The following is a 15939-nucleotide window of genomic DNA, read 5'->3' as shown; positions in this document are numbered from 1 at the left end:
CGTCGTTTTCGTTCGAGGATCCATCATGGCTGACTACAAAGCTCCCCTGCGCGACATGCAATTCGTCCTCAATGAAGTCTTCGAGGTCGCCAACCTGTGGGCCGAACTGCCCGCCCTGGCCGAGACCGTCGACGTCGAGACCGCCGCGGCGATCCTCGAAGAGGCTGGCAAGGTTACCGGCGGCGTGATCGCCCCGCTGAATCGCAGCGGCGACGAAGAAGGCTGCAGCTGGAGCGCCGAGGGCGTGAAGACCCCAGCCGGCTTCCCCGAGGCCTACCGCACCTACGCCGAAGGCGGCTGGGTGGGCGTGGGCGGCGCGCCGGAATTCGGCGGCATGGGCATGCCCAAGGTGATCGGCGCCCAAGTCGAGGAAATGGTCAACTCGGCCAATCTGTCCTTCGGCCTCTACCCGATGCTGACCGCCGGCGCCTGCCTGTCGCTGCTCAACCACGCCAGCGAAGAGTTGAAAGCCAAGTACCTGCCGAACATGTACGCCGGCACCTGGGCCGGTTCCATGTGCCTGACCGAGCCGCACGCCGGCACGGACCTGGGCATCATCCGCACCAAGGCCGAGCCGCAGGCTGACGGCAGCTTCAAGATTTCCGGCACCAAGATCTTCATCACCGGCGGCGAGCACGACCTGACCGAGAACATCATCCACCTGGTGCTGGCCAAGCTCCCCGACGCGCCGGCTGGCTCCAAGGGCATCTCGCTGTTCCTGGTGCCGAAGGTGATGGTCAACGCCGACGGCTCCCTGGCCGAGCGCAATGCCGTGTCCTGTGGCTCCATCGAGCACAAGATGGGCATCAAGGGTTCCGCCACCTGCGTGATGAACTTCGACGGCGCCACCGGCTGGATCGTCGACGCGCCGAACAAGGGCCTGGCCGCCATGTTCACCATGATGAACTACGAGCGTCTGGGCGTTGGCATCCAGGGCCTGGCCACCGGCGAGCGTTCCTACCAGAGCGCCGTGGAGTACGCCCGCGAGCGTATCCAGAGCCGCGCGCCGACCGGCCCCGTCGCCAAGGACAAGGCCGCCGACCCGATCATCGTTCACCCGGACGTGCGTCGCATGCTGCTGACCATGAAGGCGCTGAACGAGGGCGGCCGCGCCTTCTCCAGCTACGTCGCCATGCAGCTGGACACCGCCAAGTACAGCGAAGAGCCGACCACCCGCAAGCGCGCCGAGGAACTGGTCGCCCTGCTGACCCCGGTGGCCAAAGCCTTCCTCACCGACATGGGCCTGGAAACCACCATCCACGGCCAGCAGATCTTCGGCGGCCACGGCTTCATCCGCGAGTGGGGCCAGGAGCAACTGGTGCGCGATTGCCGCATCACCCAGATCTACGAAGGCACCAACGGCATCCAGGCGCTGGACCTGATGGGTCGCAAGATCGTCGGCAGCGGCGGCGCCTACGCCAAGCTGTTCACCGACGAGATTCGCGCCTTCACCGCCTCGGCTTCGGCTGAGCTGGCCGAGTTCACCGGCCCGCTGAACGCTGCCGTGCAGAACCTGGACGAGCTGACCGCCTGGGTCCTGGACCGCGCCAAGGGCAACCCGAACGAAATCGGCGCCGCATCGGTCGAGTACCTGCACGCCTTCGGTTACACCGCCTACGCGTACATGTGGGCCCTGATGGCGCGCGCTGCGCTGGGCAAGGAAGGCCAGGACGAGTTCTACGCCAGCAAGCTGGGTACCGCGCGCTTCTACTTCGCCCGCCTGCTGCCGCGCATCCACTCCCTGACCGCCTCGGTGAAGGCCGGCAGCGAGTCGCTTTACCTGCTGGACGCCGCGCAGTTCTAATCGGCTGATCCAAGAAGCCCCGCTCCGGCGGGGCTTTTTCATGGCGATATTTCTTTTCCGAAGGGCGATATTTCGAATCCGTGTAAGCCAAAGCTTACAAAGAGCGGTGGTAATCGGCGTCTTTCTGGCAACGGCTTACAGCGGTAACCTTCTCCTCAGTCAGGACATTGCGCAGGAAGCGCCAAAGACAACACGGAAATATAGGGATTCCACCATGGATGGTGGCCTGCATGGACGTCAGGATATCGGTCTGCAAAACCCCGCTTCGCAAGAAGCGGGGTTTTTTCTTACCCGCGATTTCGCGAGCGCCTTGCTCCACTCCGCGATGGGGGCACCTGTAGGAAAATCAAACCGCCCCATCCAGCAGCGAGCGCAACAACTCCACGGTCGGCTGCTGCCGTTGCGCATCGCGATAGACCAACCCCACGCTCAGCGGAATACGCGGTTCGCTCAATGGCTTCCATAGCAGGTCCTTGTGCGCGTGCATCTGTCGCGCGCGCCCCGGCAGCACGGTGGCGAAGCGGCTCTGCGGCAGGCTGTCGAGGATGCCGCCCATATGGTTCAGCTCCGCCTGCACCCGTGGCCGCCGGCCGATGGCTGCCAGTTGCTCCTGCCAGATCTGCCGCGCGCGGAATTCCTCGCCGAGCAGCAGCATCGGCAGTTCCGCCGCCTGGGCCAGCGACACCTTCTTGAAGTCCTTCAGCGGATGGTCCGCCGGTATCACCAGTTGCAGTTCGTCCGGATACAGCTCCACCCCGTGCAGCGCCGGCTGGCGCGGCGGCAGGAAGCCGATGCCGATATCCAGCTGGCCGATCAGCAGGCGCCGCTCGATCTCCACCCCGGAGAGTTCGTAGATGCGCACCTGTACGTGCGGTTGCGCGGCGTGCAGGCGCTCCACCAGGTGCGGCACCAGGCTCGCGTTGACCGTCTGCAGCACGCCGATGGCCAGGCTGCGCGCACTCTGTCCACGGAAACCGCGCAACGCCTCGCGAGCCCGCTCCAGGCCTTCCAGCAGCGGCACCGCATGGTTGTACAGCGTGTGTGCGGCGGCGGTGGGCAGCAGGCGCTTGCCGCTGCGCTGGAACAGCGCCACATCGAGGTTCTGCTCCAGTTGGCGGATCTGCTGCGACAGCGCCGGCTGGGAAATCGCCAGGCGTTCGGCCGCGCGCCCGACATGGCCTTCTTCGTAGAGCGCGACGAAATAGCGGAGCTGGCGGAAATCCATAAGGTCTGCTTATCAACGAAACTGGAAAATCGAAATGGATAGTCACCTATCCAGGCCTCTACTCTAGCGCTTGTCCGCTGTCTCAGATGGGTAGACAAAGGTGGAAAGCATCGTCATCCAGGGCGTTTTCATAGGCAAAGTCGAAGAGAGCTGGGGCGGTTTGCTCAGCGAAATCGACAGGCTGGAAACGCATCAGGAAGTCTGGCTCGGCACCGAAGGGCTGCCGGGGGACGCAAGGCCTGAGCTGCGCCGCGACGGCGGCCTGGACCGCGCGCTGCACCACTACCCGGCCGAGCACTACCGCTACTGGCGCAAGCAGCACCCGCAGACGCGCTGGCGACAGCCGGCCTTCGGCGAAAACCTCTCGACCTTCGGCCTCAATGAGCAGGAGGTCTGCATCGGCGACCTGTTCCGCTGGGGCGAGGCGCTGATCGAAGTGAGCCAGCCGCGCTCGCCCAGCTATCGCCTGGCGCGGCGCTGGAATCTCCCTGGGCTGCCGCTGGAAGTGCAGGAACAGGGGCGCTGCGGCTGGTTCTACCGGGTGCGCCGCTCCGGCATGGTTGCCGCCGACGCGCCGCTGGAGCTGGTGCAGCGGCACTACCCGCAGCTCAGCGTGGCGAGCCTTCTGGACTGGTATTTCGGCCACCCGCTGGAACGTACCGGCCTGCGCCTGATGATGGCCTGTGACGCGCTTTCCCTGCGCTGGCGCAAGACCGCCGCGCAACGCCTCACCAGTGGCGTGCTGGAAGACTGGACGGCCCGCCTGGCGGGCCCTGAATGTTCGGAGCAGGGCGGCCTGCAGAGCTGAGCCGCGCTATTCCGCAAATGCCCTCGCGCCCGCCCCCGGACGTCGTCTTGGTCCTGCGGGGCGGCTTTTATTGCCGCCGCCGAGCCTGTCACAGGGGCTCGGCGGCGTTGTCATGCCGACGTAACACCGCGTTCCTAACCTTCCGCCGATAGCTTTTACTGACAACCCGAGCCGTCAGAAAGACGGCCGCGCGGAAGGAACCATCTGATGAGCGAGCGTTTCCAGGATTTCCACGACCGACTGGCCGCCTTCGACGACCAGGCGATCAACCCCTCCGGCAACCTGCCGATGAGCGAGATCATCGACACCTCGCGCCGCCGCCTGCTGAAGAACAGCCTGGTGCTGGGCGCGGTCGGCTTCCTCGGCGGCAGCCTGTTCCCCGGCCGCTCGCTGTTCGCCGCCGACGCCCCGGTGCCCACCGCGCTGCTGGGCTTCAAGGGCGTGCCGGTGCAGCAGGACCCGAAATTCGACCGGGTGATCGTCGCCGAGGGCTACAGCGCGCGGCCGTTCTTCTCCTGGGGCGACGCCGTGGTGAGCGGCTCGCCGGCCTGGAAAGGCGACGCCAGCGAGGATTGGAAAGCCCAGGAGCTGCAGGCCGGCGACAACCATGACGGCATGCACTACTTCCCCTTCCCCGACGCGCCGGACAGCCACGGCCTGCTGGTGATCAACCACGAGTACATCAACCCGACGCTGCACCCCAAAGGCCAGACCTTCGAGGACCGCCCCGATGGTTCGCGCGGCCGCCCGGAAGGCGAGGTGCGCAAGGAAATCGCCGCCCATGGCCTGAGCGTGATCGAGGTGAAGAAGGACGCTGGTGGCCAGTGGCAGCGCGTCGAGGGCTCCCGCTACAACCGTCGCATCACCGGCAGCTCGCCGTTGGACCTGTCTGGTCCGCTGGCCGGCCACGACCTGCTGCGCACCGCCAGCGACCCCGAGGCCAAACAGGTGCTCGGCACCCTGAACAACTGCTCCATGGGTGTCACGCCCTGGGGCACCTATCTGGCCTGCGAAGAGAACTGGCACCAGTACTTCGTCAACCGCGACAAGGCTGACTACGCCAAACGCATTTCGCACAAGCGCTATGGCCTGTCCAACGGCCAATTCAGCAACTACTACGCCTGGGAGGCAGTGGACGCGCGTTTCGACGCCACGCCCAAGGCCGACCAGCCTCATGGCGGCCACGTCAACGAACCGAACCGCTTCGGCTGGGTGGTGGAGATCGACCCGTTCGACCCGACCTCCACGCCGAAGAAGCGCACCGCCGTCGGCCGCTTCTGCCGCGAGTGCTCGACGCTCTCGCTGGGCGCCGACAACCGCATGGCCTTCTACTACGGCGACGACACCAAAGGTGAGTACATCTACAAGTTCGTCCCGGCCGGCCAATACGAGCCGAACAACCGCGCGGCGAACGTCGACCTGCTGGACGAAGGCACCCTCTACGTCGCGCGCTTCAAGGCCGACGGCAGCGGCCAGTGGCTGCCGCTGGTACACGGGCAGAACGGCCTGACCATCGAGAACGGTTTCGCCAGCCAGGCCGAGGTGCTGGTGAACGCCCGCGCCGCCGCCGACAAACTGGGCGCCACGCCCATGGACCGCCCCGAGTGGGTCGCGGTGCAGCAGACCACCCGCGAGGTTTACGTCAGCCTCACCAACAACGATGCCCGTGGCAAGAAGCAGCCGGTGGACGCCGCCAACCCGCGCAAGGACAACCTCCACGGGCAGATTCTGCGCTGGAACGAAGCCGGCGGCGATCCGACCGCCACCAGCTTCCAGTGGGAAATCTTCCTGCTGGCCGGCGAGCACAAGGGCGCCAGCGCGCCGGAGAACCTGATCGGCACCATCAACGGCGATATCTTCTCCTCGCCGGATGGCCTGTACTTCGATACCGCCGGCCGCCTATGGATCGAGACCGACTACGACGACGCCGAAGCGCCGATGCAGGCCATGGGCTGCAACCAGCTGCTCTGTGCCGACCCGCACAGCCGCGAAGTGCGTCGCTTCCTGGTCGGCCCGCGCGGCTGCGAGCTGACCGGCATCACCCAGACGCCGGATGGCAGGACGCTGTGGGTGAACATCCAGCACCCCACCCTCAGCTTCCCCGCCAGCGACGGCAAGAGCATCCCGCGGTCCACGACGCTGGTGATCACCAAGGATGATGGCGGTGTGATCGGTACTTGATGGCTCGCTCCTACCGGGGGATTCCGGAGCGGGGGCTCAAAGCTCTACCTCACCCCCGGCCAGTGCGCACAGCTCGGTGAAGTCGAGAATCTCGGTCTCCCGCCCGTCCACCCGGATCAGTCCGTGCTTCTGCAGGCGGGTGAAGCTGCGCGACACCGTCTCCACCGCCAGCCCCAGGTAATCGCCGATTTCGTTGCGCGACATGCTCAGGCGGAAGCGCGTGGCGGAGAAGCCGCGCTCGCGGAAGTGCGCGGAAATGTTCAGCAGGAAGGCGGCGATGCGCGAGTCGGAGTTCAGCCGCGAGAGCAGCAGCTTCATCTGCTGATCCTCGCGGATCTTGCGGCTCATCATCAGCATGATCTGGTGCGACAGCCCCGGAATCTGCAGCGACAGTTCCTCCAGCTGGCTGAATGGAATCTCGCTGCACAGCGTGCTTTCCAGTGCCTGCGCCGACACCGGGTAGCTGCCTTCTCCCATGCCGGAGAAGCCGAAGATCTCGGTGGCGAAGTAGAAGCCGGTGATCTTCTCCAGCCCTTGCTCGTTGGTCGTGAAGGTCTTGATCGAACCGGAGCGCACCAGGTACACGCTGTGGAACGGGTCGCCCTGGCGGAATACGAAGTCCCCTTTGTGCAGCAAGTGGCCTGGCTTGATGATCGCCTCCAGCTCCAGGACCTTCTCGTCGCTGAGGGTTGGCGGCGCCAGCCGGCAGTTCTTGCAGTACGGTTGCGGTTTGATCATCTGATTCATCCCTATCCCCATGCGCCACGCGCGAAGTGAAGCGGTCCTCGGGCGCATCGCCCCCACGTAAAACCATAGCAACTGAACGTGATCTGTCATCCGTCGGCCGGCGCAGAAGCGAAATTGGCCAATGGATTTTTCATGACGGCTTGACCCTTTCTTCACCGCGCCGCCCTCAGTCTCCACTGCCATGCGCCAGGAGGTTATCGGGGGAGACCGCCAACTCCGGGGTGCAGCGACGCGAGCGACAAGCGTCGATCCCGCTCATTTCCGGAGACATGTCCTTGAACAAATTGCCACAGATCACCCTGGCCTTCTGGGTGATGAAAATCTGCGCCACTACGCTGGGGGAAACCGCTGGCGACCTGCTGTCGATGACCCTCAACGTCGGCTATGCGGTCAGCTCGCTGATCCTCATCAGCCTGTTCCTCGTCACCCTGTTCGGCCAACTCGCCAGCAAGCGCTACGTGCCCTGGCTGTACTGGCTGGTGATTCTCTCCACCAGCACGGCCGGCACCACCATGTCGGATTTCATGGATCGCACCCTGGAACTCGGCTACGCCACCGGGTCGGCCATCCTCATCAGCATCCTGGCGGCGATCTTCGCGGCCTGGCGCTTCAGCGGCACTTCGCTGTCGGTGGATAACATCCGCAGCTTCAAGGGCGAGATGTTCTACTGGATCGCCATCCTCTTCTCCAACACCCTGGGTACCGCGCTGGGCGACTTCCTCGCCGACGACTCCGGCCTGGGCTTCGCCGGCGGCGCGCTGCTGATCGGCAGTCTGATCGCCGTGGTGGTGGCGCTGCACTACTTCACCAAGCTGTCCTCGGTGCTGCTGTTCTGGGTGGCCTTCGTGCTGACCCGTCCGTTCGGCGCGACCCTGGGCGATGTGCTGACCAAATCCCACGAGAAGGGCGGTCTGGACTTCGGCACCATCGGCTCCTCGGCCATCCTCGCCGGCATCCTGGTGGTGCTGGTAGTGGTAGTCAGCGTGCGGCAGAAGCGTGAAGAGCAGGATGGCGCAGCGGTGCTGTCTTCCTGACCCAGTAAAATGCTGCCCGTCCCCGTGAAAGTGATGACGGGCTAGCCTTGTGAAATTTGTTCTGTTATTTTTCATGAAAAATAATCAGAACAATTTCACGAGGTAGCGATGTTCCTGCGTTCGTCCGAACCGGTCGGCACCTACTACGCCGGCGCCAACCCCGAGCTGATCCAGCACCGTGAAGCCCTTCACGAGCCGCTGGAGTGCGAAGTTCTGGTGATCGGTGCCGGTTTCAGCGGCCTGCACACGGCGCTGCAACTGGTTGAAGGTGGCCGCCAGGTCTGCATGATCGAGGCCAGCCGCATCGCCTGGGCCGCCTCCGGACGCAACGGCGGGCAGGCATTGCCGGGCTGGTCCAGCGACCTGGGCCCCATCGAGGACGACCTTGGCCATGAAGGTGCGCTGCGCCTGTGGCAGGGCATGCTCTGGGCCGCCCACGAACTGCGCGACCTGCCGCAACGCCACGGCTTCGATTGCGACTACCGTATCGGCCACCTGTGGACCGCCGTGCTGCAACGCCGGGTCGGCTCGCTCTACGACTGGCAGGCCGAAGCCAATCGCCGCTGGGGCTACGAAGGCCTGCAGTTCATTCCCCGTGAAGACCTGCCGCAGTGGATCGCCAGCGACCGCTACCAGGCCGGGCTGTACGATCCGAACTCCGCGCACCTCAATCCGCTGAAGCTGGCCTACGGCCTGGCGGGCGCCATCGAGCGCGCCGGTGGCCGCATCTTCGAGCAGACCCGCGCGCTGAGCTTCCGCGAGACTGGCAGCGGCTATGAGGTCACCACAGAGCATGGCAGCGTGCGCTGCGCCTCCCTGGTGCTGGCCTGCAACGCCTACATCGACGGGCTGGACCGCGACGTCTCCGAACGCATCCTGCCGGTGGGCACCTACCAGGTCGCCACCGCGCCGCTGGGCGAGGAACTGGCCCGCTCGCTGTTGCCGAAGAACTGCTGCGTCACCGACAACCAGTTCGTCCTCGACTACTTCCGCCTGACCCCCGATCATCGCCTGCTGTTCGGCGGCGGCTGCACCTACCTGGGCGGCATGCCTTCGGACATTCGCGCTGCCACGCGCCCCTATGTCGAGCGGGTGTTCCCGCAGCTCAAGGGCGTGGAGCTGGAATTCGCCTGGGGCGGGCACATCGACTGCAGCATGCGGCGCACCCCGGACATCGGCCGGCGCGGCGACCTCTACTGGCTGCAGGGCTATTCCGGCCATGGCGTGCTGCCGAGCCTGGCCGCCGCCCACGCCGTGAGCGAAGCCATGCAGGGGCGCAGCGACGAGCTTGACCTCTATCAACGCATCCGCAATCCCGGGTTCCCCGGCGGCCAGCGCTTCGCTGCGCCACTGGAAGCCGTCGGCAAGGCCTGGTATCGATTGCGGGATTTCATCTGAATCGGATTTCGCCATGACCCAGACGGTTGCCAACGAACACCTTGCCACGCTGATCCGCGACCTGCGCAAGCACAAGAACCTCACCCTGGGCGAGCTGGCCGAGCAGATCGGCCGCTCGGTGGGTTTCCTTTCCCAGGTCGAGCGCGGCCTGTCGCAACCGACCGTCGCCGACCTCACCGCCATCAGCGAAGCCTTAGGCGTACCGACCACCTACTTCTACGCTGGCGACACCCGCCGCGAGCGCGACTGGGTGACCCGGCCGAACGACCGCCGCACCCTGTACTACGCCGGCGGCGTCACCGACATCCTCGCCTCGCCGAACATGTCCGGCGGCTTCTCCCTGCTCGACAGCATCCTCGCCCCCGGCGCCACCAGCGGCGAAGGCCACCTGGACGACAGCTCGGAGCAGGGCGGCTTCGTCCTCGAAGGCGAGCTGACCATCTGGTACGAGGACGACACCGTCACCCTCTACCCCAACGACAGCTTCCAGCTGCCGCCGCACAGCCAGTTCCGCTACGGCAACCTCACCGACAAACCAACCAGGGTGCTGTGGATCTTCACCTGATTTCCCAAGCCAGCCCGCGAGGGTTGGCTTGGGAAAACGATCCGGCCGCTCCCGCACAAAGGCCCCAGAGAACATCATGAACCGCCCGATGCATCCCGACCTGCTCAGCGAAGTCCGCGCCTTCCGCCAGCAATACCCGGACATCCGCTACGTCGACCTGATCTGCCTGGACATTCCCGGCCACTTCTACGGCAAGCGCTACCCCGTGGACATGCTGGAAAAAGTCGCCGCCGGCAGCCCGCTGAAACTGCCGCAGAACTGCGTGCTGCTGGGCGTACAGGGCGGCCTGCACCCCATCGGCGACTATTGCTTCAACGACGGCGACCCGGATGCGCCGCGCCGCCTGATCCCCGGCTCGCTCAAGCCGGTGCGCTGGGAGAACCAGCCGCTGGGGCAGATGCTGATCAGCTCCGACGGCACCGCGGCGCCCATCGAGTTCGAACCGCGCGAAGTGCTCGCCCGCGTCATGCAGCGCCTGGAATCCAAGGGCATCCGCCCGGTGGTCGCCTTCGAGCTGGAGTTCTACCTGTTCGACAAGAAGCTCGATGCCGGCCTGCCGCAGTACCCGCGCGACCCGCTGAGCGACGACGAGGACGACCAGCCGAACATGCACATCGAGCGCCTGTCGCGCTTCTCCGATGTGCTCCATGAGATCGTCGAAGCTTCCCGCGAACAGGGCGTGGACGCCAACGTCATCACCGCCGAGATCGGCCCGGGCCAGTTTGAGATCAACTTCGCCCACTGCGACGACGGCCTGCACGCCGCCGACCAGGCCGCGCTGTTCACCCGCGCCACCCGTGGCGTGGCACTCAAGCACGGCTACCGCGCCAGCTTCATGAGCAAGCCTTACCTGCATGCGCCGGGCAGCGGCATGCACGTCCACGTCAGCCTGTACGACCGTGACGGCAACAACCTGCTCGACCGCGACAACCAGCAGGCCCTGCGCCACGCCGTGGCCGGCTGCCTGGAACTGCTGCCGCACTGCATGCCGATCTTCGCCGCCAACCACAACGCCTATCGCCGCTACGGCTCCCGCGTGAACGCCGCGAGCAAGGCCAGCTGGGGCTTCGAAGACCGCGATGCGTGCATTCGCATCCCCGAGTCCGATGTCAGGAACCTGCGCATAGAGCACCGTCTGGCCGGCGCCGACGCCAACCCCTACCTGGTGCTGGCGGCGATCCTCACCGGCATGGAACACGGCCTGGAAGCTCGCCAGGAACCGATCCCGCCGCTCAACGAAGACCGCTCCAGTGGCATCGACTTCCCCCGCGACATGCTTGGCGCCGTCGCCGAAATGGAAGACCACCCGGTGGTGAAGGAAGGCCTGGGCAGCGAGTTCGTCTTCGTCTACTGCGAGAACAAGCGCCACGACCACCTGGACTTCATGAACGAAGTCAGCGCGCGCGAGTACCGCTGGTTCCTCTGAGAACCCGAGGCCGGCATTGATCTTCGGACTTTGTAGGAGTGAGCTTGCTCGCGAATGGCTTTGCAGCGGGGCCGGGTTCGCGAGCAAGCTCGCTCCTACGAAAAGCCGAAGCTGCCGGTGAAATTGATTCTCAGCGCCGCGCCGAACAGTTCCCTCTCCCTTCAGGGAGACGGAAACTCCAGGCACGGACCTTCACAGAACGACAGTTGCTCCTGCAGATGGCGGCGTAACCAGCCAGATTCTCTGAACCCGCTCCGCTTGCCAGCGGTCAACTCCATGCAAGAGGCAATCTCACAAGGAGCCACCGCATGGACCTCATCCGTATCCTCATCGCCATCCTTCTGCCGCCGCTGGGCGTGTTCCTCCAGGTCGGTTTCGGCGGAGCGTTCTGGCTCAACATCCTGCTGACGCTGCTCGGCTACATCCCCGGCATCGTCCACGCCGTGTACATCATCGCCAAGCGCTAACCCGCCCGGCTGCCCTCCCAGAAATGCTCCGCCAGCATCCTCAGCTCCGCCGCCAGTTCCGCCATCCGCGCGGCGCTGCGCTGGCAGGTCCCGACCTGCGCTGCGTTGCTGTCGGCCGAGCCGCGGATGGCGTGCAGGCTGCGCTGCACGTCCTCGCTGGCGGCGCCCTGTTCCTCGATGGCTTCGGCGATCTCCAGGCTCATCCGCTGGATCGCCGAGACCTGCTCGCTGATGCGCTCTAGCGTGCCCGCCGCCTGGCCGGCCTGGGCCAGGCTCGCCACCGCCTGATCGCAGCAATGCCATAGCGCCCGTACCGACTCCTCGGCGCCCTGCTGAAGGTTGCCGACCAGCGACTGGATGTCCCGCGCGGAATGCTCCGTGCGCGAGGCCAGCGCGCGAACTTCGTCGGCGACCACCGCAAAACCGCGTCCGCTTTCCCCGGCGCGCGCAGCCTCGATGGCGGCGTTCAGCGCCAGCAGGTTGGTCTGCCCGGCGACGTCGCGGATCACCTCGAGCATCCGCGAGATCGCCTCGCTGTGCTCCTTCTGTTGTTCCACCGCGGTGCTGGCTGCGCGCACGCCGGCTTCCAGCGCGGCGAGTTGCCCGCGTGTGCCGTGCACGTCCTGATGCCCGGACTGGGTGATGCGCTCGCTGCATTGCGCCGCCACCGCACTGTGCTGCGCGTGGCGAGCGACTTCCTGGACGCTCTGCGCCAGTTGCTGCATGGCGCTGGCGACCTGCTCGGTCTCGCGCTGCTGCAACTGCGAAGCCGCGCTGCCGCCGGCCATGGCGTCGGCGAGCGCGGCGGAGTGCTCGGCCAGTTGCCGGGACGCGTCGGCCATGCGCCCGACCACGGCGGCGGTCTCCGCCTCCAGCATGCGGAAGGCGAAATCCAGCTCGCCGAATTCGTCCGCGCGGCCCGAGTAGAGCTGCTGGCTCAGCGGGTTGTCGGCAATCTTGCGCGCGCGCCCGAGCAGCACGCCAAGCGGTTGCAGGCGCAGTGCCAGCCAGGCACCGGAAGCACCCAGCGCCAGCAGGAACGCCAGGGCCGTCAGCTTGGGCAGCAGCAGAGCCAGAGTGGCTGCGCTGGCCTGCGCCAGCCCCAGCCCGACCAGCAGTTGCGGCAGCAGCGGCAGGCGCGGTCGACGCAATGTCCCGCCCTGGCGCATGCGCGCATAAAGGTGCTCTGCCGCGTCGACCTGCTCGGCGCCCGGGCGTGTGCGCACCGACTGATACTCGACGACCTTTCCCCTATGGCGGATCGGCGTGACGAAAGCGCTGACCCAATAATGGTCGCCATTCTTGCAGCGGTTCTTCACCAGCCCCATCCAGCTGCGCCCAGCCTGCAAGGTCTGCCAGAGGTGGGCGAAGGCGGCGGTTGGCATGTCCGGATGGCGCACGCGGTTGTGGTTGAAGCCCACCAGTTCCTCGGCCTCGAAGCCGCTGATCCGGAGGAAATCCGGGTTCACATGACTGACCGCGCCCTTCAGATCGGTGGTGGAAAGGATGTTCGCGTTGAGCGGCACGTCCACCTGGTGGCCGGTGACCGGCATGTTGAGCTTCATCGCTGGTGCTCCAGGCGTGTCTGGAACAGTTGCTCGGGCACCACTGGCTTGCTGAACAGGAAGCCCTGGGCGTGGCGGCAGCCTTCGGCGCGCAGGAAGTCGAGGTGCTCCTGGCGCTCGACGCCTTCGGCCACCACTTCCAGGCCGAGGCTGTGGCCCAGGCCGATGATGGCGCGGCAGATGGCGCTGAGTTCCGGGTCGTCGGGTACGCGGGTGATAAAGCTGCGGTCGACCTTGAGGATGTGCAGCGGAAAGCGCTTGAGATAGCCCAGCGAGGAGTAGCCAGTGCCGAAGTCGTCCAGCGCCAGGCGCACGCCCTCGGCGGCCAGCTCACGCAGGCAGGCGAGGGTTTCCGCGCCGTCCTGCATCAGCAGGCTCTCGGTGATCTCCAGCACCAGGCTGCGCGGCGACAGCCCGCTCTCCGCGAGAATCTGCTGCACCCGCGCGGCGAATCCCGGCTGCTGCAGTTGCCGGCTGGACAGGTTGACCGAGCAGTACAGGTTGCGATGTCCCTGGCTCTGCCACAGCGCCGTCTGCCGGCAGGCCTGGCGCAGCACCCAGTCGCCGACCGGGACGATCTCGCCGGATTCCTCCAGCGCCGGGATGAAGTCCAGTGGCGAGATCGACTGGCCATCGTGCCTCCAGCGCAGCAGCACCTCCACCGCTTCCCAGTGCGGCGAGTCGCGGTCCAAGCGGACGATGGGCTGGTAATGCAGGCTGAATTCCTCGCGGCGCAGCGCCTGGGCCAGCGCGCTTTCCAGGTCCAGCCGACGCTGCGCCTCGGCCTGCAGCTCCAGGCTGAAGCGCGCGTACTGCGCCTTGCCGGCCTCCTTGGCGCGGTACAGCGCCAGGTCCGCGGCCTGCAGGGTGTCGATGGCTTGGCCGTCGGTCATCAGCCCGGTGATACCGATGCTGGCGCTGACCACCAGTGTGCGGCCGTCCACGTGCAGCGGCTGGCGCAGGCAATCGAGCATCCGCTGCGCGACCTGCTCGGCGTCGACCAGGCTGGCCAGATCGTCCAGCAGCACGACGAACTCGTCGCCGCCAAAACGCGCCAGGTGATCGCCTGGCCGCAGGCAGCGCAGCAGGCGCTGGGACACTTCCACCAGCACGCGGTCGCCCACCGCGTGGCCGAGGCTGTCGTTGATCAGCTTGAAGCGGTCCAGGTCGATGAACAGCAGGCCAGATTCGCGCGCGCCGGGGCGGCGCTGGCGCATCAGGGCCTGCTGCAGAAGCTCGTCCAGACGCAGGCGGTTGCCCAGGCCGGTGAGCGGGTCGTGCCGCGCCGCGTGGCTGAGCTGGTGTTCGCTGGCCTTGTGCTGGCTGATGTCGGTCTGCGAGCCGGCCATGCGCCCATCGGTGACCACGCCGCGCGCCAGCACCCAGAGGTAATTGCCGTCGCGTTGGCGGATACGGTACTCGTGACTGAGCAGCGCGCTGCTGCCGCGCAGGTGAGCGTCGATGGCCTTGCGCAGGCCGGGCAGGTCGTCCGGGTGCACGCGAGCGAACCAACTGGTGCTGCCTTCGCCGAGGTTGTCGCGGGTCAGCCCGAGCATGCGCGCCCAGCGCTCGGAGACGTAGAGACGGTCATTGCCCAGGTCCCAGTCCCAGATGCCGTCGTTGGCACCGCGCAGGGCGCGGGCATAGCGCGCTTCGCTGTCCTCCAGCGCCTGGCGCTGGGCCGCGCCGTAGGTGTCGATGGCCAGCGACATGTCGAAGAACACGCGCTTGAGCAGGCTGGCGTAGGTCTGGGCTTCCGGGGCATCGCCCATCAGGTCGGCGAGCATCTGGTCCAGGTACAGGCGATACGCGCCCAGGTACCACTTCAGCTCGACGCCGACCTGCTGGTGCACCAGCCCGATGCGCAGGCGGTCGCGCACGTAGTCGGCATCCTGCGGGGCGTCCCAGAGCTGGCGGTAGTATTCGAACTGGCTGCATTTAAGCCGCGCCAGCGTTGCCGGCTCGGCGAGTATCGCCCCCAGCGGCGGGTAGTTGCGCAGGTGGTCGTAGAGCTGCTCGATGAAGCGCTGGTGGCAGCCCTCCAGTTCGGCGGCGCGGCCGTGGAGATGGCTGCCATCCTCCTCGCGCCACTCCAGGTAACTCAGGCGCTGATCGACTTCCATCGTCGACAGGCCGATGCGCTCGAGCACGCTATCGAGCTTCGGTCCCAGGCCCATGTTCGGCTCCTTGCGGGTCTGCTGTTTTTGTCGGGCATGAAAAAAGCGCCGGCTCGTCGTCCAGTCGAAATCGACGGCGACCAACTCGGCGCTTTGTCTTGCAGGCCCACAAGTCCTGCCCGGCAAAGCCAGCTTCCGCAACGGCGGAACGCGGGTGGTTTGTCTTTTACACCAGAGGGCGCGGCCCCGACAACTCCTGCAGCGCCCCGCTCAAGCGCTGGCGCAACTCGCCCAGCTCGCGGGAGCGGAAGGCATGACGGGTGCGCTCCAGCACACCGATGGCATCGGCCAGCAGCGCGAGCATTCGTGCCGAATCGCTCAAGGGCGCGTCCTTGAACCAACGGCACAACGGCGCCTGCTCGCAATTGCGCGGCCCTTCCATCACTGCGCAGGGCAGCTCGTAGGCCGCCAGCAATGCACGAACCTGGCGCGCCAACGCCGGGTCCTGGGACGTGACCAGCAGTTGGACCGGATATCGGTGAAGAGTCATGGGGGCTCACTCATATCAGGAAGATGCCAATTTAATGGCTAATGGCTATCTG

General features: G+C 66.2%; 13 protein-coding genes. 8 read left to right on the top strand and 5 right to left on the bottom strand.

The genetic code is table 11. From position 1 onward, the window contains the following. The first annotated feature begins 25 nt into the window (after positions 1-25). Entirely contained in the window at positions 26-1804 is a 1779-nt protein-coding gene (locus ACIPK7_RS13855) for an acyl-CoA dehydrogenase C-terminal domain-containing protein (protein WP_401088323.1), read from the top strand. A gap of 346 nt (positions 1805-2150) precedes the next feature. Here ACIPK7_RS13855 and ACIPK7_RS13850 read toward each other — a convergent pair whose 3' ends face one another. Beyond that, positions 2151-3029, bottom strand: a complete 879-nt coding sequence (locus ACIPK7_RS13850) for a LysR family transcriptional regulator (protein ID WP_024763624.1) — start codon at positions 3027-3029, stop codon at positions 2151-2153. Between the two features lie 100 nt (positions 3030-3129). Between ACIPK7_RS13850 and ACIPK7_RS13845 the strand changes: the two genes are divergently transcribed. Beyond that, on the top strand, positions 3130-3837 hold the full coding sequence (locus tag ACIPK7_RS13845; protein ID WP_401088321.1) for an MOSC domain-containing protein: 708 nt from the start codon (positions 3130-3132) through the stop codon (positions 3835-3837). 207 nt (positions 3838-4044) lie between these two features. Next, complete coding sequence (locus ACIPK7_RS13840) at positions 4045-6018, top strand: PhoX family protein (protein ID WP_401088319.1); 1974 nt, start codon at positions 4045-4047, stop codon at positions 6016-6018. Between the two features lie 36 nt (positions 6019-6054). Here ACIPK7_RS13840 and fnr read toward each other — a convergent pair whose 3' ends face one another. Continuing rightward, a complete protein-coding gene (gene fnr, locus ACIPK7_RS13835) occupies positions 6055-6756 on the bottom strand; it encodes a fumarate/nitrate reduction transcriptional regulator Fnr (protein ID WP_401088317.1) in 702 nt (233 codons plus the stop codon). Positions 6757-7040: 284 nt separating this feature from the next. On the opposite strand from fnr, the gene ACIPK7_RS13830 reads away from it, so the two are divergent. The 5 genes from ACIPK7_RS13830 to ACIPK7_RS13810 all read left to right on the top strand — a co-directional run bounded on the left by ACIPK7_RS13830 (position 7041) and on the right by ACIPK7_RS13810 (position 11655). Next, positions 7041-7799, top strand: coding sequence for a hypothetical protein (locus ACIPK7_RS13830; protein WP_401088315.1), 759 nt, complete (start codon positions 7041-7043; stop codon positions 7797-7799). A 108-nt stretch (positions 7800-7907) separates the two neighbouring features. After that, positions 7908-9197 carry an NAD(P)/FAD-dependent oxidoreductase gene (locus ACIPK7_RS13825; RefSeq protein WP_401088313.1) on the top strand — a complete coding sequence of 430 codons (1290 nt, stop codon included), beginning with the start codon at positions 7908-7910 and terminating at the stop codon, positions 9195-9197. Between the two features lie 13 nt (positions 9198-9210). Beyond that, positions 9211-9762, top strand: coding sequence for a helix-turn-helix domain-containing protein (locus ACIPK7_RS13820; protein ID WP_192296265.1), 552 nt, complete (start codon positions 9211-9213; stop codon positions 9760-9762). Positions 9763-9838: 76 nt separating this feature from the next. Next, the gene (locus ACIPK7_RS13815) at positions 9839-11188 is read left to right on the top strand and encodes a glutamine synthetase family protein (protein ID WP_401088310.1); all 1350 of its coding nucleotides are present in this window, start codon (positions 9839-9841) and stop codon (positions 11186-11188) included. 308 nt (positions 11189-11496) lie between these two features. Next, positions 11497-11655, top strand: coding sequence for a YqaE/Pmp3 family membrane protein (locus ACIPK7_RS13810; RefSeq protein ID WP_003084988.1), 159 nt, complete (start codon positions 11497-11499; stop codon positions 11653-11655). Here ACIPK7_RS13810 and ACIPK7_RS13805 read toward each other — a convergent pair. From ACIPK7_RS13805 to ACIPK7_RS13795, 3 genes are all read right to left on the bottom strand, one after another. Beyond that, positions 11652-13220: a PAS domain-containing methyl-accepting chemotaxis protein gene (locus tag ACIPK7_RS13805; RefSeq protein ID WP_401088308.1), complete on the bottom strand. Its 1569-nt coding sequence runs from the start codon at positions 13218-13220 to the stop codon at positions 11652-11654. The two genes, ACIPK7_RS13810 and ACIPK7_RS13805, sit on opposite strands and share 4 nt — an antisense overlap. After that, positions 13217-15397 (bottom strand): putative bifunctional diguanylate cyclase/phosphodiesterase, encoded by a 2181-nt coding sequence (locus ACIPK7_RS13800; protein WP_401088306.1) that lies wholly within the window; start codon positions 15395-15397, stop codon positions 13217-13219. The genes ACIPK7_RS13805 and ACIPK7_RS13800 overlap by 4 nt, the downstream gene beginning before the upstream one ends. 166 nt (positions 15398-15563) lie before the next feature. Beyond that, positions 15564-15887: a hypothetical protein gene (locus ACIPK7_RS13795; RefSeq protein ID WP_024763617.1), complete on the bottom strand. Its 324-nt coding sequence runs from the start codon at positions 15885-15887 to the stop codon at positions 15564-15566. Positions 15888-15939 lie beyond the last annotated feature (52 nt).

Origin of the sequence: Pseudomonas sp. NPDC086581, assembly GCF_044746165.1 — a bacterium.
Lineage (GTDB): Bacteria > Pseudomonadota > Gammaproteobacteria > Pseudomonadales > Pseudomonadaceae > Pseudomonas.
This window is presented reverse-complemented; position numbering and strand designations above follow the sequence as displayed.

Bases quoted from the DNA above. Each gene is read 5' to 3' on its own strand.
- ACIPK7_RS13815 (WP_401088310.1), top strand. From the start codon at position 9,839: ATGAACCGCCCGATGCATCCCGACCTGCTCAGCGAAGTCCGCGCCTTC.
- ACIPK7_RS13820 (WP_192296265.1), top strand. From the start codon at position 9,211: ATGACCCAGACGGTTGCCAACGAACACCTTGCCACGCTGATCCGCGAC.
- ACIPK7_RS13805 (WP_401088308.1), bottom strand. From the start codon at position 13,220: ATGAAGCTCAACATGCCGGTCACCGGCCACCAGGTGGACGTGCCGCTC.
- ACIPK7_RS13795 (WP_024763617.1), bottom strand. From the start codon at position 15,887: ATGACTCTTCACCGATATCCGGTCCAACTGCTGGTCACGTCCCAGGAC.
- ACIPK7_RS13850 (WP_024763624.1), bottom strand. From the start codon at position 3,029: ATGGATTTCCGCCAGCTCCGCTATTTCGTCGCGCTCTACGAAGAAGGC.
- ACIPK7_RS13810 (WP_003084988.1), top strand. From the start codon at position 11,497: ATGGACCTCATCCGTATCCTCATCGCCATCCTTCTGCCGCCGCTGGGC.
- fnr (WP_401088317.1), bottom strand. From the start codon at position 6,756: ATGATCAAACCGCAACCGTACTGCAAGAACTGCCGGCTGGCGCCGCCA.
- ACIPK7_RS13825 (WP_401088313.1), top strand. From the start codon at position 7,908: ATGTTCCTGCGTTCGTCCGAACCGGTCGGCACCTACTACGCCGGCGCC.
- ACIPK7_RS13840 (WP_401088319.1), top strand. From the start codon at position 4,045: ATGAGCGAGCGTTTCCAGGATTTCCACGACCGACTGGCCGCCTTCGAC.
- ACIPK7_RS13800 (WP_401088306.1), bottom strand. From the start codon at position 15,397: ATGGGCCTGGGACCGAAGCTCGATAGCGTGCTCGAGCGCATCGGCCTG.
- ACIPK7_RS13855 (WP_401088323.1), top strand. From the start codon at position 26: ATGGCTGACTACAAAGCTCCCCTGCGCGACATGCAATTCGTCCTCAAT.